The sequence below is a fragment of the Rubneribacter sp. genome, from assembly GCF_965361815.1.
The window spans coordinates 1-24,836 of record NZ_CBDTNW010000121.1 but is presented as its reverse complement, the minus strand read 5'-3'; the positions used below and the strand labels follow the sequence as shown (position 1 = coordinate 24,836).

The window sequence follows — 24,836 nt, the reverse complement described above, 5'->3', positions numbered from 1 at the left end:
GGCGGGTGCGGCGGGTGCTTGCGCGAAGGCGCCGCCGTCCGCGCCAGCCAAACGCCCGATGGATATTATTTGGACGAGGGAATCCGCCCGGACAATCCTCTATAATCGTGTTCGACGCGAAAGGACGGTTCCGTGGCTGCTGGCGATACCAAGTTCTCCCATATAACGGTGAACGCCAACGACGATGACGACGTGGTGATCCAAGCCGGCGCCCGCCCGGCGCGCCCCGCCGCCGATCCTGCGCCGCACGTCCCGGAAGCCGCCCCGGCCTCGGAGGCGCCCGCCGCGCCCGAGCGGTCTGCGCCCGCGCCCGCGGACGCGGCCACCGCCTCCCGTCCGCGCGACAAGAAAGGCTACCGTCCGACGACCGCCGATGACCTGAAGGCCGAGCCCATGTCGACGATGCAGAAGGCCATCATCGTGCTCGCGCTCGTCGGCATAGCGGCGTTCGTCGCTTACTACCTGTTCTTCATGCGCTAGCCGCAGGCCGGCGCCCAAAAGGAAGGTGCTCCGATGCCCAAACACGCCTCAAACGAACCACGCGGCGCTTCAAGCGGCAAGAACGATTTCGACTCTGACGAGCGCATCGGCCTGACAGAGGCCTTTCCCGCCGTGCAGCCCTCCGACCCCAAGGCCGGGGAGGACGGGCGCATCGGGCTCACGGAGGCCTTCGCCCCCGTGGCGGCCGGCGAAGGGGCCCACGCCGGAGGGTTCAGCTACCAGGGCGACAACGACGACGAGTACCCCGACGCCTTCGAGAGCCTCGAGCCGGTGGAGGCGCCGCCGCTGCTGTTCGACGACGCTCCCGCTCCCGAGCCCAAGCGGACCCGGGGTCGCCACGGCAAGGAGCGCAAGCCTCCTGTTCCGCCGCATCAGCGCAAGTCCCGCCGGATGCGCAAGATACTCATAGCCATCGTGGTGCTGCTCGTGCTGCTCATCGGCGCTTTGGGGTACTTCGTCTGGCAGTGGTTCCAGGAAAGCCAGCTGGTGGCCGCTCAGCAGGCCCAGGAGCAGCAAAGCTCGCAGGAGGTGGGCTCGCTGCAGCAGGATCAGAGCGAGACCAAGGACGCCAGCACCACCGTGTCCAAGAAGACCGAGGCCCCCTCGCTCACGTCCCTTCTGGGCATGACCAAGGACCAGGCCATCGAATCGCTCAAGCGCGGGGCGACCGAGACCAGCTCCAAGGAGGTCAACGAGGAGGGCAACCCCGTCAAGACGAATGTGACGGTGGCCTTGACCGACGAGCCCGCCGACACGCGTTCGGGCACCCCCACGGTGTATCTGGGCCTGAACGAAGAGGGCGCGGTGGTGCAGGCGGGCTATTCGGCCGCCACCGCGTCATTGGGCTATGGCTCGCTCAGCTTCGTGGATGCGGTGCAAAACGAGCGCATTGTGGAGAAGACCCTGCAGGAGGCGGGCGTCAGCGTGGCCGAGGGTTCGGTGGAGCTTCCCGCCGACAAGTCGGAGTACTCCGAGTACGCCAGCGACGGCACCACGCTCGTGAAGGAGAGCTGCTCGTTCTCCGGCACGGTGGAGTTCAACGGGGCGCCGCACGAGTGGTCCTCGGTGCTGCTCTACGACTACGCCACGGCCAACACCTCCGGCAACCTGGCCGACACCGTCCGCATCATCTACGTTTACGTGAACGCGTAGAGCCGCGGGCGCCGATCGTCGGTCCGGTCGGCGCCCGATCTCGCGAAGGGCCCGCCTCTCCGGCACACGCACGGGAGAGGCGGGCCCTTCGCGTTGGGGCGCCTTCGAACGGAAGGGGGCGAATCCCCTACGTGCTGGGAAAACACTCTAACCCACTTTACAACAGAATCGCAGGTCAGACCGCAAATCGCCCATCACTTCGCACCACAAGAAATCGCTCCTTCGGGGATTCTTCTTGACAGTATTCTTTACTGCCAGGGGTCCCCGAGGGGCACGGAAACGAAGGATGGGAGACCCAACATGACGAACGATACCAAGTGGGAAGAGCTTAGGCAAGCCGAGGAAATGGCGTACTTCAAGGCAGGCGTCTGTCTGTACTCGCCCGAGAGCTACAGCCTCGAGGAGAAGAAGGAGATCTGCAACGAGATGATGGCGTCGAGCAAGGCCATGCTCGATGCGATGCGCGAGGACTTCCAGAGCTATCCGCCAGAGTTCCGCGCCAAGCTCCTGGACATGCTCTGCCAGTCGGGAGTTGAGAGCGCAGACTGGTGGTGGGATGTGCTCGTGGGCGACGGAGACCCGCTCTACCGCGAGCTCGAGCCGCTGAGCTAGTCCACGCCCATACTTTAAGCAAGGAGGCCGTCTATCAAGCTGATAGGCGGCCTCCCGCATTTCATTCGTCTTTGCCCGCGCGCTTGCCACGCTCGAACGCCTTGAACACCGGCACTACGGGCAGGAACAGCACGACCATCGCCAGGCAGGCTACGTCTCCCAGGAGCCAGCCCGCCTGGTCGGCCCAGAACTCGATCCGCCGCCTCATGACAGCATCTCGTTCACGCGCCGCTGCACGATCGAGTAGTACGAGCCCAGGCGCCGCCTGCGCTCCTCGCCGTTGCCGTAGTCGCCACGGATCACCGCGCGCGCCATCGCGTCGACGTCCATGGAGGTCGAGCTCGCGCCCAAGGCGCCGAGGATCTCGTTCACGCGCTTCTGCACTGCCGAGTACTTGTCGCCCAGGCGCCGCTTGCGATCGTCGCCGTTTCCGAACTCGCCGGCGATGACGCGCCGCGCGAGGGCGTCCACGTCGTAGGAGCCAGAGGAAGAGCCGCCGGAAAGGATCCGGTTGACCTCCGCCTGCACCTCGTCGTACCGGCTGCCCAGCGCGGCCCTGCGAGCATCGCCATTGCCGAAATCTCCGGCGATGACCCTCGCCGCAAGCTCTGACACGTCGCCGGAGGGCGCACCAGAGCCGGTAGGGGTTGAGGCGCTGCCCACGTCGGCCTTGCCGTTGTAATGGAGAATGCCATCCCAGCGCCCGGAGTAGTAGTCGTGCACCCAGCTCTCGCGCCCGGTCTGGTCGCCGGGCTCGCCGTCGATGCCGCCGGTCTCGGAGATCGAGAACTCGGCCAGCAGGTCGGCGGTCCCGTCGTTGCGCACGCACATCGCGGTGTGGGCAGACTCGTCCAGGTAGATGTCGCCGCGCTGCGCGTTGAACGATATCGGCTTCCACGAGAAGAGCCCCGAGCCCACGAACATCTCGCGCATGCCGCCGGTCCAGTTGTAGCGGGTGATCAGGCCGTCGTAGGGAGATCCGGCCAAAGCGAGCTCCCACGCCTCGCAGACGGCCGAGGAGCAGTCGCGGTCGCCCTTGGTCACGCGGATCGTCCCCGCGTCGGTCTGCACGTTGCAGTGGCCCGACGTGCCGTGCCGCCCGGGCTGCGAGTACCCGTGCTCGGCGCAGTTGCAGAGGTGCTCCATGATCTGCGCCGCCACGTTGGCTCTCGATATGCTCACGGTCTTCACCTCCTCGGTGACAGCGGAGGCGCCGGCCACAGCGCAGAGCCTCCGCCAGTCGTCCCTGGTGCCGTAGAAGAGATCCAAATCGAGATGGCCGCCGTAGCCGGTTATTCGCCCGGTGCCGGTGTATTGGAAGATCAGCGGCGATTCCCACGCCCCGAAGTCCCAGCCGTCGGTCCAGGGCTCGCTCACGAAGCCCGTGTCCTCGTAGTTGGGGTACTGGGCAACCCAGAGCGGGTACGTCTTGGCCACGGCCGTCCAGTCGTAGGAGAAGAGAACTGACTTGCTCGTGTAGATGCCGGGCGTCACGCAGGTCTTCTCGCGCACGCGGTCGAGCCACTTCTTCGCCCACGACGGCCCCAGGCCCAGAGCGTCAGCCTCCCAGTCCAGGAACGGGATTGCCTTGCCCACGTAGGGCTTGAAGGCGGAGATGAACCAGTCCGCCTCGGCTTCGGCCGAGCCCTCGTACCCACGGTCGCGGGCGTAGTGGTAGCAGCCGAGCAGCTTGCCGGCCGCCAGCGTCTCGTCGGCGTGCCGGAGGAAGCACTCGTTGGCGTACCCCGCGCCTCCGGTCGCCTTCACGATCACGAAGTCGCAGGTGGTCATGCCCGAGACGACCAGGTCGTCTTGCCAGCTGGAGATGTCGATGCCGTTAAGCCCCATGGCTGCCGCCCTTCGGGATCACGATGTCCTCGTCGCCCCCGCCGAGGGCGGCCATGATGGGAGAAAGCACGGCCATCACCAGGGCCACGACCAGGCCTCTCACGCTCGGGTCCAGGACGCACCAGCCCATGATCAGGTCGATGTTGGCGATGACCACGCCAAGCACCCCCTGCACGATCGTGCGCGCCAGGCGCCAGTACCACTCGTTGCTTGCCAGGAACTCGTTCATGTCAGCCCGCCTTTCCCTTCAAGGACTCGATGTCGTGCTTCACGACAGCCATGTCCTGCTCGAGCGCGTAGGTGCGCTCAAGGACCTGGTTGTGCTTCTCGACCTTCTCCGTGAGGGCGTCGAGCTTGACCTCCATGACGGCCCTGCTCTTAGAGTTGGAAAGGATCACCCCGATCAGCGTCACGACACCGGTTATGCACGCCACGATGATTGACTCCATAAAGAAATGCCTCCCGAGATCGACTCTTCGTCCTCAGGAGGCAGTGTCCAACCGTGTCACAAGTAGGGCCCCGATGCGCGTCGGGGCCCCGCTACGGGATCTATGCTTGTGCCACTCAGATGCCAAACATGGCAGATGTGGCCTTCGCCTCGCGCTCGAGGAAACCAGACCAGGCTTCTTCGCAAGCTTCGGAGATGCTGTCGTAGTCAAAATCGCCTGGCGCGAAGTATGCGACGTAGGACCAGTAGCCGGTCCAGACGCCATGGAATGTCCCGCTCCCGTCACCAGAGAATGCGTCTGCGTAGGCATGCGAGGCTTCGACCCTCTCCTGCGAGAGCGGGGCGTTCTTTGGAAGGTGGAAGCAGAGCTGCAGAGAGAGGTCGCACCCAACGCCGTCTTTTGAGGGCTTGCTGATGAGCTCGTAGAACCAGTAGTGCTGCTGTCCCCAATTGTCAGAGCCGTCGACGGGCGGGAAGTGCTCCTCGAGGCTCTTTGTCCTGAACCTCACGTACTGCTTCCCCCGTGAGCAGGAGTCGACCACCTCGATGCCCGGCTTCCTGTGCGCCCAGTCGCGCACATATTGGTGGACAGTCTTTGTCGTGTCGGGCAGGTTTTTCATGATCAGGTCGATTGCCCTCTTATGCTCGAGGTAGATCTCGACGCAGCGCTCTTGCAGCGATTCGTCTCCCACGATATGTCTCCTTACGCTGTCGATGTAGTCTCCGATGAGCATCTGCGCCTTGTCAGAGACTTCGCAGCCGCCCATGGCATCTTCGACAATGCCAAGGATCGCGCGGTAGTCGATGGGCGCCCAGATCTCGCCGTCTTCCTCGCCTTCGGGCGGTGTGCCAAAGGGGCTCAGGAACAGATAGAGGTGCTCCCATCCCGGGTACCTGCGCTCGATAATCTCACGGTAGCGGGCCAGCTGGTCGTCGTGCTCTCCGGACCATATCTTGTTCTCGATGGCAAGCGTCATGCTGTTTGCGGTGGAAGTTGCCAGGATGTCGATATTGTCCGACTCGCGCAAGATGCGGAAGTCGGACATGTCCTCAGGCGCGATGCCTCCGGCGCGATCGATGAGGGCCGCCAGCACGCAGCCGCCGAGCCCGTGGTTGCCATTCGGCCTCATGAGCCAAGCGATTACGTTGCTATGGCGGATCTCGGTGTTTGTAATGCCCAACACCTCGAAGACGTTCAGCGCTTCTCCGTCGGCGCGTAGCGCCTCTAGCTCTTGTTCAAGTCCCTCGATCGCAGAGATGAGGTCGTCAAGGCACTGCTTGTTGCTTCGGTTGTCCCGTTCCTTCGTCATGCGCTCTCCATGCGGTTCCAAGTTTATCCGTCAAGGATACCGCACGGTAGGCATGAGCGCATGCAGCCGTCATTATGCCGCCGTCAAGTATCCCGCCTGCCCGGCCCGGTCGATCCGCATGTACGTGTAGTTGACGTTCGAGCTAGACCATGCCGTTCCGTTGCCGCCGACCAGCGCCCTGCAGCTGTAGAAGCACTGCGAGCCCGTGATGCCGCTCGAAGGCAGCGCCCACGTGCTGTCTGCGTAGATCGTCGTGAGCGAGGAGCACCCCGAGAACGTGTAGAACAGGTCCGTGAGCGTCGACGGGTCGAAGCCCCGGAAGTCGATGGTCGCGAACGCGCACGAGCTGAACGTGTAGCGCATCGAGCGCACGCCCGAGAGGTTGCCCAGGCCGCTCACGCTCGCCAGATTGGTGCAGCTGTAGAACAGGTAAATCAGGTTCAGATACGAGAACGTGGCCATGTCCGCCGCGAAGGTGACGCTCGTCAGGTACTGCCGGTGCGTCGGCCCGGTGGCGCCATCCCAGGGAGTGAAGCCCAGGCCCACGTACTTACCGATGGCGCAGATCCTGCCGGAGGCCCGCAGCGTGCGCGTGGCGTCGGGCGTGGAGGTCGCCGTGAGCACCGCCTCGCCGTTCTCGTAGAAGTGCGCCCAGAACCACGTGCGGTTGTCGTTGTTCGGGTCGGTCAGCACGCCGCCGGCGCCCAGCTTGCAAACGCTCCCCGCGCTCGTCATCGTCGGCACGAAGCCGTCCGTGCCGCCCACAAGGCGGTTGCAGCTGTAGAACATCGAGGACCCGCTGGTGATCGCGTTGGTGTAGCTCGTGGCGTAGATGGTCTCCAGGCTCCCGCAGCTCGAGAACATCTGCGTGGCCGTCTTGATGCCGCTGAGGTTCTCGAAGCCGCGTATCTCGGTGCAGTTCGAGAAGGCGTTGAACCAGTAGGCGCAGTTGGTCAGGCCCAGGGACCCGATGGTCGAGTCGATGTAGACCTTCTTCACCAGCAGCTTGATGGAGTCGTAGGAGCGCGCCGATGCCGACGAGTAGCCCGCCGGGTCGATCTCGAACACCTGCACGATGCGCCCGCCGGTCACGCTCGTGCGCCGCTCGTAGTAGTTGATCTCCAGGGTGCCGTCGTCGAGCAGCAGCGCCCGGATCTTGTAGCCAACGTCCCACTCGAGCGCCAGAATCGCGGCCGCCATCTCGCCCGGCGCGTAGAGCGTGCTCTCGCCGTTCTGCCCGCGAATGGCGCCCGCGATGTCCGAGAACACCGACTCCGGCAGCACGCCGCTCTCAAGCGCCATGTAGGGCTGCGCCTGGTAGTCGCCCGCGTCCGTGCCGTCGAGCGCCGCCACGGCAGCGGCCATCTCGCGGGGCTTGTAGGTCGTGGAGACGCCCGCCTGGTAGCGGATCGCATTGGCTATGTCGGTGAGTATGCGCGTGGATACGGTTCCAACTGCCATGTCTTAAAAATCCTCCTCTTCGAGGTTCGCCAGCGCGGCGATCGCGTCGTCCACGTACTGCTTAGTCGCGTAGGCGGAGAGGTCCGGTGTAGTGCCGGCCGGTCCCTGCGGCCCGGTCGGCCCCGTGGCACCCGTCTCGCCCTTGAGGTTGTGGAACGCGAAGGCGAACGTCCTGGCAGACGCCGTGCCGCCGAGCGTCACGCTCACGGAGGGCGTGCCGGTGGACGAATCGACGGTTGCAGAAGCACCTGTGATTGTCGCATTCACACCGTCGTCGCCCGTGTCGCCCTTCGGTCCCTGCGGACCAGTGGCGCCGGTCTCGCCCTGGATTCCCTGCGGCCCCGTCTCGCCCTGGGGACCGGTGGCGCCCTGTATTCCCTGGATGCCCTGCGGCCCGCGCAGGTCGGCCGAGCTCGTGCCCGACGCGCTCGTCACGGTAAGCACCGAGCCGTCCCAGCTGTGCGTGCAAGAGACGCCGTCAGCACCAGTGGGACCGGTCAAACCCTGTGGCCCCGTGTCGCCTGTGTCGCCCTTCGGGCCTTGCGGTCCGGTGTCGCCTGTGTCGCCCTTCTCACCCTGGGGTCCCTGCGGGCCAGTTGCTCCGGTAGCACCAGTCTCGCCTTGGATGCCCTGTGGTCCTTGCGGTCCGGTCGCGCCCGTGTCTCCTTTGGGTCCCTGGGGGCCTGTCTCGCCGGTGTCGCCCTTCGGGCCCTGCGCACCAGTGGCGCCTGTCTCTCCGGTGTCGCCCTTGGGTCCCTGCGGCCCCGTCAAGCCCTGGATGCCCTGCGGTCCTTGCTCGCCGGTTTCGCCCTTGGGACCCTGCGGGCCAACATCTCCCGTGTCTCCCTTGTCGCCCTTCACGCCCTTCGAGACATTTGCGGTCGTCGTTCCGTTCCTGTCGGTGATGGTGATGGTGGCGCCCTCTGCCGTCTGCGTGATCGTCGCCGTCGGGCTGAACCCGTCCGCGCCGTCGGCCCCGTCGTAGTCGCCGCGCTGGGCCGCTTCCTGGATTGCGTTGGCAACCGCCGTGGCGGAATCCGCCGCGTCGCTCGCGGCCTCGGCTGCCTCGTTCGCCGCGTCTGCCGCAGCCGTGGTGATCTCGATCGCGCCCTCGTAGCGCATGATTGTCTCCACGAATAGGGTGAAGCCGTCCTCGCTCTCGGTGCCGCCGATGATGACAGGCTCAACCCGGATCGTGAACGCACGGGTGGAGATGGACTTCCCGTCGTGGGTCACCATGAACTGCGCCTCCACGACGCCCTCGGCCTCCTGCATGGCGGCCGGGTAGTACACGACGTACTGGCCCAGGGTCGCGTCGATCTCGTCCATGGGCTCGCATCCGCGCGTGCCGGCCATCTTGTGCCGCCAAAGGAAGTAGACCTCGGCGCCGGTCAGGTCGGCCGCAGCGCCGCCCTGCCGCACGTGCAGCTCCAGGCCGCGCCCCGTGGCGTCTGCCGGCGATGCGACCAGGAAGTCTCCCAGCCGCTCGTCCGCTGAGTCCCATATTATCGTGTGAAGTCCGTAACCGTCGAGCATGCCGCCCCCTTCGTCGTCTGGTGGCAACAGCATGCGGCCATGTCACAGAAAGCCGTCCAAGCGTTGCGCGGCGCCCCGCACGTGCCCGCAGGCCAATGCCGCGCAACGTCCGGCCCCGCCCGTGGTGCGCTTCACGCTCACGCACCTGCGGGCTCGCAGGTCAGGTGGGTTCCAGCGCACCACGGCCGGGGCCGCTCAATCAGCAATGCGGGGCATTTGAAATCAGAAGTCCAGATCCCCGAGCTCGTCCAGGTCGTCGATCGCCGTGGTCACGGTGTTCTCCACCACGGTCACCGATGCCGCCGTCGTCAGGTTGCCGTCGATGCCCACCACGTCGTCGCGCAGCGTGGCCACGTCCGCCGCTAATGCGCTCACCTGCGCGTAGTCCACGGGCTCCACGGTGCCGATCGTCACCCGCGCCACCACGAGCTCGCCGAAGGTGCGCACGCGCCGCACGACGCGTGCGGTCAGCCTCCACTCCGGGTCGCGCGACGTGTCGATCACCGCCACGGTGTCGCCCAGGTCGGCGTCGTCGCCGTCGAGGGCGGCCACGTCCACCTCGTAGCTCACCTTGGGCTGCACGGCATCCGCGAGCGCCCGCCTGGTCAGCGCCAGCAGCCGCTCGGGCTCGGTGACCTCCGAGAACGTCACCTGGCCGAAGCTGTGGACCTTCGCCGTGCGGTCCGCGTTCCATCGGCCCCACACCTGCTTGGCGCTCTCGTCGGCCACGTAGTTCAGCCCGCCGTTGATCTCGCCGAAGGTCAGCTTGCGACGGTACCCGGCCTTGTAGTTGCCGTCCTCGTCGGTGAAGGGCAAGCCCGCGCCAAAGCCGTAGAGCGCGGTGTACACGTCCTGCTCGAGCACGGTCCTCGTACACCCGGCCATGTTCTTGCCGTAGGTGAAACGAAGCCCACGCCACTCGCCGCGCTGAGAATCAAGGCGGATCGAGCGCGATGCCACGCGGCCGTTTTCAACCGTGATTATCGGCGTCACCTCGCCACCCCAGACCTCAGCCACGCGCCTGAGCGCCCAGAGCGCGTTCTGGTGGTATATGAGCGCCCCTGCGGTGCCAAGACTCGCGCAATAGGTGACGGACCAGCGAGTCGGCGCCAGCACGGCAGCGAGCGCCTGTTGCGCCGTTCGGTTGACGAGCTGCGCCTCCTCGATGAAGTCGTCCAACAGCTCGCAGAGCGACGACTCCGCATACACCGAGCAGAGCCCCGCAACCGGCTCGTCGGTCCTCACGACCACGTGCTCGCGCCAGGTCCCGTTGTCCAGCCAGAGCAGCCGGTCGCCCTTGGCGGGCACCTCGTAGCTCGCGAACTCCAGGGTGTCCTCGCCGTTGAGCTCTTCCGTATGGATAAGCTCGCCCACGACGCGAAGGAGCCCGATCCGCTCGTCCCACCGGTCGAACCAGTAGAGCGTCGGCACCGAGCCCGCCATGCTAGGCCCACCTCTCGGAGAAGCGCGTCTCCACGTAGGTGCAGTTGGAGGTCGAGACGATGCATTCGCCCGGCTCCAGCGCGAAGAAGTCGCTGGCAAGCGCCACGCAGTCACGGGAATCGACGTCGTTGATCAAGACGGTCTCGCCCTGGCAGTCAATCACGACGGCCTCGCCGCCAGTAAAGTCATAGTCGACCCGGATGCCCTTGCCGGCGGACGGCAGCGACACTTGCAGGTAGCTCCCTGCGGCCGCCACCACGCGGAACTCCGGAAGCGTGGGCCAGTCGCCGCCCACCTCGAAGCGGGCCGTTCGCTCCACGCGCTCGGCGCCCCAGCCGATGGGGTCGAACAGCGTGAAGGTCAGCTCGCACTCGCCGGCCTCGAAGAGGTTGGACCAGTCGCCGGCGCCCACCAGGATCACGTCGCGGTACTCGACCTCGGGGTCGTCGGGAAGAATCAGATTGCCGCCGCCGGGCCACGACAGCCACCGTCGCAGCGTGCCGCGCATCCTGGCCATGCCGGTGAAGCCGGGGTTGTGGCCCATGTCCATGAACAGGCGCACACGCACGTCAACGGGCGGGATGTAGCCCGATACCAGTAGAGCCCCCGCGCGTCCCGGCACGGCCATCGCCTCGGCGACTATCGGGTTGGCCGCACGCTCGATGACCTCTGCGCTGCAGATCTCGGAGAAGTCGTTCCCCGCGTAGACGATCGACCTCATGCGTTGCCCCTAGCACGTCCGTAGGCGGATGCCCGCCTCTGCGACTCGCGAGCCGCCCTGTCGTCCTTGCCGAACGGCCTTGCACGCTTCACCGTGGCCTCGGCCTGGTGCCCGGATGCGTTAACGCGCCTGCCCTTGTCGCTCATATGCCCCTCACCACCGTCAGCAAAACGTCGAAGGCCCAGACGAAGCGCCCGGACCCGTCGATCTCCTTGAAGGAAGGCGCCGTGGTGTCGAGCCCCACGATGCGGCACGAACCGTTCTCCGCCACCGGCTCCCAGCCGTAGGCGCGGATCCATTTCTCACAAGCAATCGCGTCGGCCTCGGCCGTGGCCGCGACTTCGCGAACGACGAGCACGGCCACCGCCACGGTCCCGCGCTCCTCGTGCTCCATGCGGGAGACGCGCTCGAACTTCCCCTCGCGAAGCACGATGGGCTCGGGCTCGTCGTCGGCGGACGGAAGACTTGCGAAGTAGCTTGCGAAGTCGCCCTCTAGCAGGGCCTTCGCCACCAAGAATGAGAGCTGCAAAGCCAGCTCACCTCACCTTCAGTTCCCAGTGGTGCACGCGGCCGAACAGGTCGCAGCACGCGTGCGACTCGGCCACCATCATCGAGTGCCCGCTCACCGCGATGCGCGACCCCGCCGGCACGTCGAACGCGCCGATGGAGTTCACGGCATCGACGAACACGGTTCCCTGGCCAGCGTCGGAGCCCCTGTGGTCGTCGCCCGAGACCTTCTGCGTCCGCTCGAAGCGAACGTTGGCGATGATCTGCGGCTCCTCGAAGGTGCCGTCAGGCAACGGCGTGCGCACGGTCATTACGTCGGGCAGCGCCGAGCGCGGTATCGGGCGGATCGACCTCATCAGCAGACCCCCGAAAACGCCATACCGGAGAGCCCGAGCTCGCGAAGCGCCGCGGCCGTCGCCAGCTCCTCTCCGGTCGTCTGTTGCGACGCGTAGTTCTTCACGCTGAACTCGCCGATCTGGAAGCCGCCGACCTCGCCCGCGCCGTACTCGGCGAAGGCGTCGACGGCCGCGCACACCGCGCGCTTGAAAACGTTGCAGGTGGTCTTAGCGCCCTTCACCTCGCAGAGCCACTTCACGTGGCTGTCCGCGATGGGAAGAGATGCCGCGAAGGCGGCCTCAGAGAGACCGCCCCCGTAGGCTTGCGAGTAGAACTCGTATGTCACGGTGGACGCCACGGCTACTCCGTGGAGGCCGAGACGTACACGCCGTCGAGCTTGTTGTCGAAGAGCTCCACGATGCCGTACTTGCGATACTTCATCATGTAGCTGTCCAGCGCCTCGAGCTCGTCCGGGGAGAACACGCGCGACGCCACGTGCTTGTCGAACTTGATGACCGCGCTGCGCTCCACCACCATGAAGTTGATGTCCAGGCCGGGCGTGGTGGTCATCTCGTAGTAGGTGCCCAGGTTGGCTTTCACGGGGCTCGCGACCTCGGTGTACACGTAGGGGCTCGCCGAAGTGCCGGATCCCGAGCGGGTGTAGTACGTCTTGCCGGAGTCGACCTCGGTGTCCGTGGTCAGTTCGTAGGTCGCTGCGCGCTTCTGGTAGCCGAACTGGTCGTCGTCGCCGGAGAGCAGGTCGATGGCCGTGTAGAAGCGCACCTGCGGCACCTCCACGATGCGCGAGAAGCGCTCGAGCACGCGGTTGGAGCGGTTCGGGTTCGCGTAGGAGAAGTCGTCCAGGACGCCCTTGAGCGTGGGCGTGATGAACAGGATGCGGCTGCCCAGAGTCACCTGGTTCTCGTCCATGGCAGAGGTCACGGTGCGCAGGTCCTCCAGGATGTCCTCGGCGTCCGCGCTCGCGTAGCTCTCGGACTCCACAGTCACGCCCGTGTGGCCCGCAATCTGCGCGAAGGTGAAGGCATCGGCCTCCGGGGCTACCTGCGTGCGCTGGAGCTCGGCGCCGGCCTCCACGAAGCAGTCGTTCACGCCTGCCTCCTCCACGTCCATGACGTCGGCGAAAAGTCGGATGCCGCGATCGTAGTTGAAGGTCTTGGTCTCGAACTCGTAGGTGATCGCGCCGGTCTTGTAGCCCACGTTGCGAGTGTAGTTCCCCAGGCCGGTGACGGAGATCTTAGGGATGAGGATCTCCTTCGCGTTGTGCCCGGCTCGCACCATGCGGCGGCCGGAGTTGAGCACGCCCGAGACGGACGCCCTCTGGTACACCTCGTCGATGACTGCGGTGTAGTTGCGTGCGAATGCGATGTTGTTAGGCATCTCTTAGCCCTCCTTCTTGGTGTCGTCGTCGGTGAGTCCCGCGATCTCGCGCCAGTGCTTGAGCGTCTTGCCCTCGTCGCTGGCCGCGCCCGCGTTCGGCAGGCCAGTCGTGCCGGAGCCGCCGGCATTGCCGCCCTTGGCGTGCTTGTCGCCAGCCTCGAAGAGCCAGGGCTCGGCCTCCTTGAGTTTGTCCACGTCGTTATCGTGGTCGGATAGGAGGGCGCGTGCCGCCTTCACGTTGCGCACGCCCGCGAGCTGCAGCTTGAAGTTGATCCGGTCGGACTCTCCCTGGGCCTTGAGCTCCGCGATCTCGCCGCGCAGCTGCTCGGCGGTCTCGGCGTTCTTCGCCGCCTCGGCCACCTGCGCCTCGAGGGAGGCGATCTTCTCGTCGCGCTCGGCGATCTGCCTCTCGTAGTCGGGCGTCTCTACCTGCGACTGGCCCTGTTGCTGCGTTTCCTGCTGCTCTTGGCCCTGCTGTTGCGCCTGGTCCTGCGCACCCTGCGTGGCTTCCTGACCGCCATTGGTCTCACCGTCCATGTTCCTGCCTGCCTTTCGTCTCGTAAGGCGGGCAGAGACGAACAATGCCCGCACCTTTACCGGTACGGGCATTGTCTTGGGATGTCACAAGGTGACGATTGCATACAGCTGCTGTTGTTATGGCGTAGGCAACCCAAGAAGCGTCTGGGCAATGATTACAAGCAAACCGCCGATAACCGCAGTGATAATGGGCACGACTACATTCCAGGCTATCTTGCTGCCCATTGGCTCCTCTTTCTGCACCGGAGGATCTACCTGAATGTGCAAGACGTCGCTGTTGATCTCGTAATTCACACGTTCGATTTTCGATGAGGGCTGATTGCCAGCATCGATGCCAAGCTCGTCGAGACAACCGAACTCTTCTTCCAGAAGAAGCAGTGACTTGAGAAGGCGATTCTTTATTTCGGCAAGCGCATTCTGAATGAATGATTTCGGAATGGTTTGCCCAATGTAGAAGCATTGGATTCCGCCGTTTGAGTTCTTGTCTACCTCGTTGGCGAAGATGGAGCGATCCAGGTGGATTGACGGTTCAGACCCATCGAGGAGTGCTTCAAAAGCCGTAATGCTTTGTGTAAAACGAACATCAGCGATCTGCTCAAGGACATCCATGCCAAGAAAGCCAGGGTCAAGGGGAACGTTCTTTACCTGATGGACCATGTTGTTGATTCCAGAATAGGTAAAATTGATGCTCTTCGCATGCCTGTACTCAGGAACATCGTCCTCGGAGGCATAGCCAACAAGCTCGCTTTCGGCCCATTTTTCGAGATCTTTGTTCTTTAGATCGTGAGCAATAACTTGGAGCCTCGTAAGCGATTGAGCGAGGCTTACCTCATCATCGACGATAGCTCTAATGATTTTGCTCTTTGGCATAATGCTCCTGTATTCCTAAGCGTGTCGGTCTTCCATCTGGTGGTCCAAGTCCGCAAGCCGTTCAAGCCACCGCCTCATGCTGCCGTCCTCAAAGAAGCCGAGCAAAGCACCCTCACAGAACCTGTCAGCCCGCACGGCACCCAGGATCAAGGCCGTCACCGCTTGTCCATCGAGTTGAGAAACGTCAGCCTCGCTCATCATACGACCATCCCATTTCAAACCATTGCGCTCAAGGATGTCGTTATATCGGTTGAGACCATATTCCGGGTGGCCTTCCTCAAATGTGTAAATGGCATCATAGACGCCCATGACAAGCGGGCCGTAGTCCACATAGGGCATCTGTATGGGGTCGTCCATCGTGCCCTTGCTCTCGTGGTCGATTACCCATTCGCCATAGCCTTCCACTTTGTCAAATTCAGGCAAATATCGTGTCAAACTCTCATACATAGGCAACCTCTTTGGCAAAGTGTGTATGGGCAATTGTGTCAAGCTGCATCCGTATCTCATCAAATGGCAGGTCAAGATCAAGTGTCTTCACGCTAATCCGGTTCCCACTCATGTGGTAGGCCGCATCCGGCTGAACCTCCTCGTCGGTCCTCGCATAGAGTAGCAGGCCCGAAACCTCGTGAGGTTGTCCTTCTAGCTCGGCCTCCTTGTTCTTCACGTAGGTAAAGATCTGGTACAGGTTGTTGCTGTGGACAGTGTGCTTGTCGAACTGCTGTTGAGTGTTCCCTGAGTGTTCGTAGTACTTCGCATCGATGATGAGAATATCTCCACGATGCGAGAGCGTGATGTCGCTCTTCATAGCGGGCAACATGTCGTCGAAGCCATCGTCGAGCGCCCAGCTGATGTAGCTCGCGCTCGCGTTCAACTCTGGGTGCTCGTGCCGGTAGTACTCGAGGATGAACTTTTCGTACAGGCGGCTCATATGCTGTTCGTCCAGGAAGTCCATGAGCCTCGAGGATCCGTCTGTCTGCGTCTGCAAAAGCCCCTTGGCCACGAGCCAGCAGACGTTCATCAGCATGCGGTACGTCTGATTGTTCCGGTTGAACCGCATGTGCCAGTCCACGGTGGCAAGGTTGATATCGTCCACATCCGAGAAGAACACAAGCATCCGCTTGAGCTCCTTCTTACGCGCCTTGTCGATATCCGAACGCAGGAGCAGCACGCACGTCGCCTTGAGGATCCGGTTCATCGTTGTATCGACGGAGAACTCGTCGTAGCTGCAAACCATCTGCCGGCGCAGCACGGAGCGCGTTTTCACCGACTCGGTAACCTCGATTTTGCCGCGCAGGGAGGAGAGCGCCTCAGTCTTGTCTACGTATTCGCGCCCCAGCCCGCGCTTGAGCTGCGAGCTGATGCCCCGCGCGAGGATTGCTGCGCAGAGCTCCGCTGTGTTGTCGAACTCCTCGGTGGCCACGTCGCGGTAGCCTTGCTCGCGTAGCACCTGGAAGGCGTAGGCGAGCATGTGGTAGATGTTCTGGATGCGGATCACTTGACGGACCTGCGCAGCGCGTCGGCCCATTCCCGCACCTTGCCCGGCTCATCGAACCAGTACTCGCGCAGCATGGGTATGAGCTCGTACTCCACGATGGCGGATAGCTTTGCGTCGGTCACGTCCTCTGCCTTCATGCCGCAGAAGTAGCTGTGCCCGATGCAGAATCCCTCACCCAGCGTCTCGTCCTTGGCGATGTCCTCGTTCAGGCTCACCACGCAGGCGAGGAGGTCGTTGAGCTTTACGCTGTCCAGTCCGTCGCGGTACGTGACGAACCCGTCAGAGCCAAAGCCGGGCTTCAGGTCGAAGAACGCAAAGCGGCGCCTCAGAGCGTAGTCGAGCATCGCCAGGGACCGGTCGGCAGTGTTCATCATGCCGATGAGGTAGACGTTGCTCGGGACATAGAAGAGCTCGCGGGAGTAGAGCAGCTGCAGCTTGTTCTTGGAGCCGCGCTTATCGTTCTCGATGAGCATGAACAGCTCACCGAAGATCTTGGAGAGGTTGCCGCGGTTGATCTCGTCGATGATGAAAAAGTACGCGTTCTCGTCGTCTTCGGCAGCCTTCTTGCAGAAGGTGTAGAACGCGCCCTTCTCGAGCTCGAAGCCGGCGGCCGACGGCCGGTAGCCCTCGATGAAGTCCTCGTAGCTGTAGCTCTGGTGGAACTGAACCATCATCACGCGCTCGGGATCCTTCACGCCCATCATCGAGTAGGCCAGGCGCTTGGCCACGAAGGTCTTTCCTACGCCGGGGGCACCCTGCAGGATGATGTTCTTCTTCGAGCGAAGCACGCCGACGAGCGTGTCGTACTGTTCCTCGCTCATGTACGCCTCGCTGAGGAACTGGTCCTTGTCGTACTCGGGGTAGTCAGGAGTGGGCTCGTCCCCGCCAATCTCATCGATTACGTCGTCGTCGACCACGTCCTCGAAGTACGAGGACACCTCAGCTACGAAGTCGGTATAGTCCGTCACTTCTGTCAGCGTCTTCTGGGCGAACTTCTTGTCCCTAGGCCAGCTGCCCTTGTGGGTCCACCTCACGCGGCGCAGGTTGGGATAGTAGTCGCTGCCGCCCTGCACGTACTCATAGTCGCCGACAACGACGCCGCGTCCGATGATCTCGCTCATGCCTCGCTTCGCGAAGATGACGTCGCCGGGCTTCACGTCGTGGACGAGCTGCCATAGCGCGTGCGCGGAGTTCTTCTGCGAGGTCTTGTCGCTGTACTGCACGAGTAGCGCCTGTCGCAGGTCCTCCTTGGTCTCATAGGCGCTGAGGTCGCCGATCTTGCTCCATGCGAGCGCCATCACCCCACGGTCATAGAACTCGTCCCATCTCGCGGCACCCTCACCTGGGGCATAGAGCCAGTAGTGTGTGGTCTCGACGCCTGCGTCACCCAGCGAGTTCTCCTCGGCCTCCTGCTCTGCGGCCTTCTCCGCCGCCTTCTTCTCCTTGTTGACGCGCTCAGACTCGACAAAGGCGGCGTTGGATAGCGAGGGGAAGTCGGCGTAGGGGCAGGCATCGCTACCGAGTTCCGCTCTTATGGCGTCGCATATGGCGAGGTACTGCTCGCCGTCGTGGATCGGGGAATCCTTTTCCTTCGGCACAATCTCGGCGATGCTGGGCCCCGTTTTAGATACGTCCCCCATGAACCACCGGTTGCGCGAGTCCAGGTTGATGAAGGTGAGCGGTCGCACCCAGTAGAGCCCCATGGTGAGCTTCCAACCGAGGCCGAACTGGACGACCGTAGCGTTGAATGCCTCGATAAACAATCTCCGGTTTTCGGCAGTGTCACTAGCGGCTAGAGCAAGCTCAGCCTCAAAAACCCGCCAGAGGTTATCGATGTCATGCTCGCCGCGCCGGTCATCGCCCACGAACGCATAGAAGGTAGCGTTGAGGTTGTTGAGCACGGGGATTCCGTCGAAGTCATTCGGTAGCTCAGCCTCGATGCCAAACGCCTTGGCGATGGCAGCGATAATCTTCTTCCGGTTTGCTTCCGAGATTCCCTTGTTGAAGAGCCCATAGACGGTGTAGGGGTCGATGTCGGCTGGCGTGCTAGAGCTATCGAGCCTTGGGAGTTTCATCCCTAGACCCACATAAACCATCTGCAGCTTCTCGATGAGCTTATGTCGATTGTCCTTGAAAGGCAAAAGCTTGTCGGCAAGCTCGCTGTAGAGGCCTGTCCATGTGTATTGTTGTCTATTCATGACATCGTCCTTCATTCGCAGCATCCCTCGTGTGCGCATTATTCGGGGAGAGCTGAAAGGAAAGCATCAATCCTATCGACAATGCGTTCTTGCTCTGCAAAAGGCGGGAGGGGAATGATTGTCTTTCCGAGATTCCCTTGGCTGATTGTATTTTGCCCAGCAGTCGTTTTGATTAGAGGGTCGACCTGCTTGCGCACGAGTTCAGAACGACAGATCAGTGAGATATATCTAGGGCTGATACGATTTGAGTAGCTCTTGCCACAGAAGAGGTGATCGCAATAAGACATTTCGGCGTCATCGAGGTATTGGTAGATTGTTGCCACTTTCTCCCTGCTGCCGTTGACCCTTATTATTACAAGGTCCCCGCGCTCGATGATATGCGATGCGTACTCAGAATCTGCCAAAGAAAGCTCGCGCACGTCACTGGTGTCAATCCTGCCATCCGTTAAATCTGCAAGACGCAAAACCGGATGCGGCGTTCCGCCTTCAGTGCCTCTGCTAGCGGTCCCATTTGTGAATCGATACAGGTCAGAAAGGTGTACCCACTTCCAGCTTGACGGGATTCTGAAAGGCTCCTCATTCTCAGAGACAGGCGGAAGGGGTTTCGTTTTCCTAATAACCTTGGCGGCCTGTAGTGCAGCTCTTTTCTCTGCGATATGTTCGAGTAGATTGACAGCCGTGCCATCCTCGGGTAGCTGTTCAGTCAGCTTGCCGCGTATTCCCGCCTCGATAATCTTGTTTCTTATGGACTGCATATTCTCTGAGTAGAGCCCCTGTAGGCTATCTATGTCATCAAGGATCGAGAAAACTGCCCCAACGGCAGCGACAATTCTCTTTTGTTCCTCAAATGGTGCAATTGGTATGAGATATGCTTTTACAATTGTCGGTTTGACTCTCTGTTGCCCGACAATACCGCGGAATTGCGCTGATCCCGCATCGATGAATCTCTGGTCGAGCAAAAGTAGACGTGTGTATTCAGGCAACATCTCTTTCTGTCTCAGTACGATGAGTCCAGTTGTGCCTCCTCCGATGCCATTTGGCAAGCCGGAAGCTATAAAGGACTTTCTGTTTTCAAAACTTGGAGATATCTTAGCGAATGCAACATCGCCATCAGCAAAACGGGAATGGTTCTTCGACGCCTCCGCCCATGGCAGTACTTCAAAAGAGAATCCACCGCTGAATCCGGCTTCAATTCTCTCCATGGGTATGAAGGCAGCTTCGCAATCATCGGATGCCACAACTCTTGGATTAATCTTGTAAACGTCTTCGAGCCGTGCCCATTCCCAGGATTCCGGCAGGTCATATGGAAGGTTCTCAGTTTGGACGATGCTCCGCTTGTTGTTTATCTTTCTTAGCAGATTAGCTGCAGGCTCATCCTCTGCGTAACGAACTGTAAGTTCTCCAGCCAAGGCAAGGTGCAGCACGCGACAACGGATGGATAATGTGTCGATCAAAGTTGCACTCCCTTCAACAGGGCTCTCAGCCGGTCAACAGCTGCCGCAATACCATTGGCCTCTTCCTGCATCTCACTGAGGATCTCCTCGAAAGTTCGCTCGTCCTTTTCTGATAGATCAAGCCACTTAAAATCGAGATCGTTGCGTTCTGCGATTTCCTCCTCGGTAAAGCAACGCCACCGTCCATTGGGGTTGTCTTCGGAATAGGTTTCGCGCCTGTCTTGCATATGCCCTGAGCAATAGCAATCAACAAAGTCCTGCAAGTGCTCGCGTTCCATACGTTTCTGCACAAGCGTGTGATGCACGCCGGTCCGATAGTCGTAGACCCAGATGTCGCCTGTTGGTTCACCCTTCTCGAAGAAGAGCACGTTGGTCTTAACACCGTTAGCGTAGAAGATGCCAGTTGGCAGTCGCAGGATGGTATGCAGATTGAAGTCACGCATAAGCTTCTCGCGTACCTGCTTTGTAGCACTGCCGTCGGTGAGTACGCTATCGGGCAGCACCACACCCACGCGCCCTCCAGTGCGTACGATGCTCATTATGTGCTGTAGAAAGTTCACCTGGTTGTCCGAGGTCTTGATGAACTCGGGGCGGTTAGCAGACACTTCTACGCTTCCCTGCGGGCGTGTTCCGAAAGGTGGGTTTGTCACTATTACATCAAAGAGCTCATCGGTCGTGTCAATGAGTGAGTCACGGTATGCGATGGGGCTCTTGCTCACGCCAATGTCGTGCAAATAGAGATTCATCGATGCAAGCGTTACGACGAGAGCTGTGTTGTCCGCTCCGTAGAGAGCGTTGTTCTTGAGGAACTTCTGCTTCTCGACATCCCTGCTCTGCGTGCGCATGTGCTCATAGGCTGCCAAGAGGAAGCCGCCTGTGCCGCAGCAGGGGTCTGCAACAGTCTCGCCGATTCTGGGCGCGACAACATCCACGATGGCAGAGATGAGCGGACGCGGCGTGAAGTATTGCCCGGCTCCGCTCTTCGTGTCTTGGCCGTTCTTCTCCAAAACGCTCTCGTAGACAGCGCCTTTGAAGTCGCCTTCCATCATGTACCAGTTTTCCTCGGCCACCATCTCGATGACCTTGGCGAGCATGACGGGACGGTCTATTTTGTTGGTTGCTCGTGTGAAGATGGTGCCAATGAGCCCTTCTTCCTTTGCGAGGTCAGAGAGAATCCCTTCATACTTCTCAACAAGATCGGTGCCGCTCAATCCTACAAGATCGCGCCACTTGCAGCCCTCAGGTATGGTGCTGCCGAGTCCCAGCTGCTCCTTCTCGTCGTCCATCTTCAAGAACAGGATGTAGGTGAGTTGCGTGAGGTAATCGGTGTAACCGATGCCTGCCGCAGCGAGGACGTTGGCTATGTTGTCTACTTTCTTGACGAGTGCAGACTCGCTCTTCTGGTTTGCCATATTATGCCGCCTTTAGTAGGAAATTAGATAGCGTCTGCATTTCTGTTGCGAGCGTTGGCGCGCCAAAGGAGGTGACGCCCCGTCGCCAGAGGTCGGTATCGATTTCATTGAGCTCCATAAGTGTTATAGCGCCGTCGTTGATTACAAACTCGGCAACTTGTCGCATTATTTCTACCTGGTCGGCGGTGAGGACGCGTTGCGCCTGTCCGCAGTACAGGGCGAATCGCTTTGCGTAGCCGGTGATGAGGCTCGTTAGTTTTCGGTTCTTCCCGTAAGCGTATCTCACAATCTGGATGAGGTGCGTAAGTGCATGCACGTTAGTCTTCGTGTCGAGCTCGTCAACGTTGCCCTCGTCGTCGATTACCTTGTAGTTCTTCCAGATGTTGTACGGCGTATACTGCCTGCTTTCGGCAAGGAGGCGTTCTTGCAGCTCAGTCAGCATGGTGTGCGTAATTAGCGTGTCCTCCGAGTTATAGATGATGCGGAGCGCTTCAATACTGTCCTTGTTCTCGGTGAGATAGTGCTCGAAGTTGTCGATGAACTTCTTTGCAGTCTCCTGTGAGAAGCCGGCATATATCAGCTCGTCTGGGTCTTCGTCGGTATTAAGCACATATCCACGTTGCATTTCAAGTAGCTTCTTGCGTGCGTCTATGTTGCCTATCAGCTGGTAGATAAGGTTCATCCTTTCGGTGTTGTTGTGAGAGGGGTCGATGTATTGGCAAACGTCGAGCAGACCATTGTCGATTGCCGTCTGAATGTTGGCAGCAATCGTCTTCGGCGCGAATCCATAGGAGTTGATGAAGTAGTCAAGATGATGCCCGAACAGCCGGTTGCCCTCGTAACGCATGTTGATGGTCGCGCAGTAGTCGCGCAGCAGGACAAGGTTCTCATCGGATAGCTCGTTGTGTGCCAGGTGCTCAAGCAGCTGTTCAAGCGTTAGGATTTTCTTGCCGCCCTGCCCGGTTACCGGGTGCGGAATAACCTTGTCATGTTCGGTAACACCGATAGCATCGACGATATAGTAGCAGTCCTTAGTTATCGCGTTCGGTGTCACCTCGCGCAGCCGGTCTTCCTTGACAACGCGGCAGCCACGGCCTTTCATCTGCGTGTAGAGTACATCCGAGTTGACGTCCTTCATGAACAGGACGACTTCGAGCGGCTTCACATCCGTACCGGTTGCCACAAGCGTGACGGTGATGGCAATGCGGAAATCCTTTTCAATGCGAAGGTCACGGATAAGCCCGTTCGAGTCATCGGAAGAGTAAGTGATCTTCTGGACAAAGTTATCGGGCACCTCTCCGCCCTCGAAAAGCGGCCCAAAGACGTCTCGCACGCCCTCAAGTATCTCGGATGCATGCCTGTCGTCTTTTGCGAATATGAGCGTCTTGGGCACGTATTCCCACCGCTCTTCACGGTCGGGATATAGCTCGGTGTAAATGGCGTTCCGGTAAGCCGTCAGCACCTCGCGTATCTGGTCCTCATTGACGATAGAGCGGTCAAGGTCGCTCTCGCTGTAGTCTTCGCGATGGTGAACAGTCTTCGTTGTCTTTTCTCCGGTCTTGCGCGATGTTTCCGTTACGGTGGTGCCTTCCTTGATGGCACCACCATGTTCGGTTACCTGTGTCTTTATCCGATAAACGCGGAAGGGAACGTTTACTCCATCGACGACCGATTGGTCGTAGGTGTAGTTCTCCACGATGTTCATGTCGAAGAATGCGAAGGCTTCTGGCGTTGGTGTGGCTGTAAGGCCCAATACGGTTGCGCCGGTGAAATAGTCGAGGACGGCCTTCCATTTGCCGTATATGGACCGGTGACATTCGTCCACGATGATGAGGTCGAAGTAATCGGGCGGCACCTGTATGTCATCGCCAAGAACGATGGTTTCCTGCGCCTTCTTCTCTTCCTCTTCTGTTGTGCGCTCGTCCTCGGCGTCCTCGCTCATCTCTGAAATGCTTTGACCGGTCATTACGGCAAAGAGTTTCTGGATGGTCGAGATAACGATCTCGGACTTGATATCCGCCGGTTTTCGCAGTCGACTAATACGGTAGAGCGAGCTCATTTCCTGCTGCCCTTCCGTTCGATCAAATTGGCTGAACTCAGCTTCGGTCTGCCGTGCCAGGTTGTTGCGATCCACAAGGAACAGAATCCGCCGTGCCGGCGTATAGTTGAGAAGACGGTAGCTCGCAAGACATGCCAGGTACGTCTTGCCGCTTCCCGTAGCGAGGATCGCAAGGTTCCTCTTCTTGCCGTATTTCAGATGCTCCTCAAACTTGAGCTCAGCCCGGTACTGGCAGTCTCTAAGGCCGCGCCTCTCAAGTCGTGGCAATGCGCCGTATTCGGATTGGCCGTTGATAATTTTTAGCATCTGCTTGGGTGAATGCATCCCATTCAGCTCAACGTAGTCACTATTTGCGTCGCGCATGTCCTTGAAATAGATCTTCTTTCCGTTCGCCATGTAGACGAGGGGAATGAAGCCGTCGAGCCAAAGACCGTACCAGTTTTGCGGGTGGGTAGCGTAAAACTCGGCTTGGTCTGCCACGTCATCACCAAGGGAGTTTTCCTCGCGCTTTGCTTCTACGACCGCAATGGCTTTGTCATCAACAAATAGGAGATAGTCACTCTCCTTGTTTCCCTGCATAAGCATCTCTTCGACGGCTTGAGCATTCTTGGGAACGTACTCGTCGCGTGGCACAATGTCCCAACCGGCATCGTTGAGTTGCTTGTCAATCTTCTTGCGGGCTTTCTGCTCGGGAGTCTCGATAGGCATCATTCTATGACCTCCCAGAAAGCTCGTTGATGATGCAGTTGCGGATGAAGGCAGAGAAGCTGACACCACGAAGCCTGGCAGCCTCAGCGGCCGCGTCCTTGAGGTTCTTCGGTACGCGAAGTGTGATAGGCGTCTGCTCGCCCTCGGCAAGAAAGTCCTGCCGTTTGGCCTCGGTGGCACCGCTTTCCACTAGCTCTGAGTACTTCATGGGACTCCTTCGTCCTCGAAGTAAAATGCAATAACAATGCATACATTCTATCACCGCATGACGCTACGGAAGCCAACAGATGGCAACGGTTGAGACAAAGCGCTGGATTGAGCAGGCGAGAAGACCGTGACGTGGTGAGAAGAGCGAGCAGGATGAGAAGGCTGAAGGTGCCGAAAAGACCGTGAGCTCGAGGCTCGTGTCCGTATCCCAGCCGACGAACCTGCGACCGAACCGTCGCCGAACGTCACCGAGACCGTGACCGTCACGTCATCGAATTTGTCTGCCGCCGGGCCGTGCGCACAAGCCACGCAAGCGCAGGTGGATCGAGGGTTGGGCCGCGCCATGGGCAGGGGTGCCGTGGGGCGCGGGTCGGGCCTGCCATGCGGGCAGCGGGCGGCATGCGAGTCAACCGGGGACGGCCGGGAGCGTGGCCGTCGTCCGTGTCTTCGCGCTTCCGCCTCACAGCCCCGCTGACGCAGGTCTGTTCGTCGGGCGGCGCTCAGCCACGGCCGCCGTCCACGCTCCCGGCCTGCGCTGGCACACAGGGGGCCGTGGGCGCGTGCGTCTTCGCCACGGCGCTTCACAGCCCGGCTTTCGCCGGTCTGTTCAGCGCTGCGGGCTC

25 protein-coding genes are annotated in these 24,836 nt (G+C 60.9%); 3 read left to right on the top strand and 22 right to left on the bottom strand.

What is annotated here, in order from left to right; translation table 11 throughout:
* Window positions 1-132 precede the first annotated feature (132 nt).
* The 3 genes from ACWKY3_RS09045 to ACWKY3_RS09035 all read left to right on the top strand — a co-directional run bounded on the left by ACWKY3_RS09045 (window position 133) and on the right by ACWKY3_RS09035 (window position 2,265).
* Window positions 133-480 carry an SURF2 Surfeit locus protein 2 gene (locus tag ACWKY3_RS09045; RefSeq protein ID WP_449316076.1) on the top strand — a complete coding sequence of 116 codons (348 nt, stop codon included), beginning with the start codon at window positions 133-135 and terminating at the stop codon, window positions 478-480.
* 33 nt (window positions 481-513) lie between these two features.
* Window positions 514-1,653 (top strand): histone-lysine N-methyltransferase, encoded by a 1,140-nt coding sequence (locus tag ACWKY3_RS09040; RefSeq protein ID WP_449316075.1) that lies wholly within the window; start codon window positions 514-516, stop codon window positions 1,651-1,653.
* Between the two features lie 300 nt (window positions 1,654-1,953).
* Window positions 1,954-2,265: a hypothetical protein gene (locus ACWKY3_RS09035; protein ID WP_449316074.1), complete on the top strand. Its 312-nt coding sequence runs from the start codon at window positions 1,954-1,956 to the stop codon at window positions 2,263-2,265.
* Between the two features lie 61 nt (window positions 2,266-2,326).
* Here the strand turns inward: ACWKY3_RS09035 and ACWKY3_RS09030 are convergent, their stop codons facing one another.
* The 22 genes from ACWKY3_RS09030 to ACWKY3_RS08925 all read right to left on the bottom strand — a co-directional run bounded on the left by ACWKY3_RS09030 (window position 2,327) and on the right by ACWKY3_RS08925 (window position 24,214).
* On the bottom strand, window positions 2,327-2,473 hold the full coding sequence (locus tag ACWKY3_RS09030) for a hypothetical protein (RefSeq protein WP_157005342.1): 147 nt from the start codon (window positions 2,471-2,473) through the stop codon (window positions 2,327-2,329).
* A complete protein-coding gene (locus ACWKY3_RS09025) occupies window positions 2,470-4,113 on the bottom strand; it encodes a GH25 family lysozyme (RefSeq protein WP_157005339.1) in 1,644 nt (547 codons plus the stop codon). The genes ACWKY3_RS09030 and ACWKY3_RS09025 overlap by 4 nt, the downstream gene beginning before the upstream one ends.
* Window positions 4,103-4,342, bottom strand: a complete 240-nt coding sequence (locus tag ACWKY3_RS09020; protein ID WP_092198814.1) for an alanine racemase — start codon at window positions 4,340-4,342, stop codon at window positions 4,103-4,105. Before ACWKY3_RS09020 ends, ACWKY3_RS09025 begins: the two co-directional genes overlap by 11 nt.
* Window position 4,343: 1 nt before the next feature.
* Window positions 4,344-4,562: a hypothetical protein gene (locus ACWKY3_RS09015; protein ID WP_092198811.1), complete on the bottom strand. Its 219-nt coding sequence runs from the start codon at window positions 4,560-4,562 to the stop codon at window positions 4,344-4,346.
* 115 nt (window positions 4,563-4,677) lie between these two features.
* Entirely contained in the window at window positions 4,678-5,871 is a 1,194-nt protein-coding gene (locus tag ACWKY3_RS09010) for a PDDEXK-like family protein (RefSeq protein WP_092198808.1), read from the bottom strand.
* 72 nt (window positions 5,872-5,943) lie between these two features.
* A complete protein-coding gene (locus ACWKY3_RS09005) occupies window positions 5,944-7,332 on the bottom strand; it encodes a leucine-rich repeat protein (RefSeq protein WP_092198805.1) in 1,389 nt (462 codons plus the stop codon).
* Between the two features lie 3 nt (window positions 7,333-7,335).
* The gene (locus tag ACWKY3_RS09000; protein WP_092198803.1) at window positions 7,336-8,868 is read right to left on the bottom strand and encodes a BppU family phage baseplate upper protein; all 1,533 of its coding nucleotides are present in this window, start codon (window positions 8,866-8,868) and stop codon (window positions 7,336-7,338) included.
* Between the two features lie 222 nt (window positions 8,869-9,090).
* Entirely contained in the window at window positions 9,091-10,311 is a 1,221-nt protein-coding gene (locus ACWKY3_RS08995) for a phage tail spike protein (RefSeq protein WP_449316073.1), read from the bottom strand.
* A 1-nt stretch (window position 10,312) separates the two neighbouring features.
* A complete protein-coding gene (locus tag ACWKY3_RS08990; RefSeq protein ID WP_092198798.1) occupies window positions 10,313-11,032 on the bottom strand; it encodes a phage distal tail protein in 720 nt (239 codons plus the stop codon).
* A 142-nt stretch (window positions 11,033-11,174) separates the two neighbouring features.
* Complete coding sequence (locus ACWKY3_RS08985; protein ID WP_449316072.1) at window positions 11,175-11,561, bottom strand: hypothetical protein; 387 nt, start codon at window positions 11,559-11,561, stop codon at window positions 11,175-11,177.
* A gap of 7 nt (window positions 11,562-11,568) precedes the next feature.
* Complete coding sequence (locus tag ACWKY3_RS08980; RefSeq protein ID WP_092198792.1) at window positions 11,569-11,895, bottom strand: putative minor capsid protein; 327 nt, start codon at window positions 11,893-11,895, stop codon at window positions 11,569-11,571.
* The gene (locus tag ACWKY3_RS08975) at window positions 11,895-12,233 is read right to left on the bottom strand and encodes a hypothetical protein (RefSeq protein WP_092198789.1); all 339 of its coding nucleotides are present in this window, start codon (window positions 12,231-12,233) and stop codon (window positions 11,895-11,897) included. Before ACWKY3_RS08975 ends, ACWKY3_RS08980 begins: the two co-directional genes overlap by 1 nt.
* 2 nt (window positions 12,234-12,235) lie before the next feature.
* On the bottom strand, window positions 12,236-13,273 hold the full coding sequence (locus ACWKY3_RS08970) for a hypothetical protein (protein ID WP_092198786.1): 1,038 nt from the start codon (window positions 13,271-13,273) through the stop codon (window positions 12,236-12,238).
* Between the two features lie 3 nt (window positions 13,274-13,276).
* Window positions 13,277-13,810: a hypothetical protein gene (locus ACWKY3_RS08965; protein ID WP_092198784.1), complete on the bottom strand. Its 534-nt coding sequence runs from the start codon at window positions 13,808-13,810 to the stop codon at window positions 13,277-13,279.
* A gap of 117 nt (window positions 13,811-13,927) precedes the next feature.
* Window positions 13,928-14,680 (bottom strand): AbiTii domain-containing protein, encoded by a 753-nt coding sequence (locus ACWKY3_RS08960; protein WP_273123477.1) that lies wholly within the window; start codon window positions 14,678-14,680, stop codon window positions 13,928-13,930.
* A gap of 15 nt (window positions 14,681-14,695) precedes the next feature.
* The gene (locus ACWKY3_RS08955) at window positions 14,696-15,127 is read right to left on the bottom strand and encodes a DUF6508 domain-containing protein (RefSeq protein WP_449316071.1); all 432 of its coding nucleotides are present in this window, start codon (window positions 15,125-15,127) and stop codon (window positions 14,696-14,698) included.
* Window positions 15,120-16,175, bottom strand: coding sequence for a 5-methylcytosine-specific restriction endonuclease system specificity protein McrC (gene mcrC, locus ACWKY3_RS08950; protein ID WP_449316070.1), 1,056 nt, complete (start codon window positions 16,173-16,175; stop codon window positions 15,120-15,122). The genes ACWKY3_RS08955 and mcrC overlap by 8 nt, the downstream gene beginning before the upstream one ends.
* Complete coding sequence (locus ACWKY3_RS08945; RefSeq protein WP_092198772.1) at window positions 16,172-18,373, bottom strand: AAA family ATPase; 2,202 nt, start codon at window positions 18,371-18,373, stop codon at window positions 16,172-16,174. Before ACWKY3_RS08945 ends, mcrC begins: the two co-directional genes overlap by 4 nt.
* A gap of 38 nt (window positions 18,374-18,411) precedes the next feature.
* Window positions 18,412-19,827: a hypothetical protein gene (locus tag ACWKY3_RS08940; protein ID WP_449316069.1), complete on the bottom strand. Its 1,416-nt coding sequence runs from the start codon at window positions 19,825-19,827 to the stop codon at window positions 18,412-18,414.
* Window positions 19,824-21,239 (bottom strand): HsdM family class I SAM-dependent methyltransferase, encoded by a 1,416-nt coding sequence (locus ACWKY3_RS08935; RefSeq protein ID WP_273123485.1) that lies wholly within the window; start codon window positions 21,237-21,239, stop codon window positions 19,824-19,826. Before ACWKY3_RS08935 ends, ACWKY3_RS08940 begins: the two co-directional genes overlap by 4 nt.
* A 1-nt stretch (window position 21,240) precedes the next feature.
* Window positions 21,241-24,009, bottom strand: a complete 2,769-nt coding sequence (locus ACWKY3_RS08930; protein ID WP_449316068.1) for a DEAD/DEAH box helicase family protein — start codon at window positions 24,007-24,009, stop codon at window positions 21,241-21,243.
* Window position 24,010: 1 nt separating this feature from the next.
* A complete protein-coding gene (locus ACWKY3_RS08925; protein ID WP_092197736.1) occupies window positions 24,011-24,214 on the bottom strand; it encodes a YlcI/YnfO family protein in 204 nt (67 codons plus the stop codon).
* Window positions 24,215-24,836 lie beyond the last annotated feature (622 nt).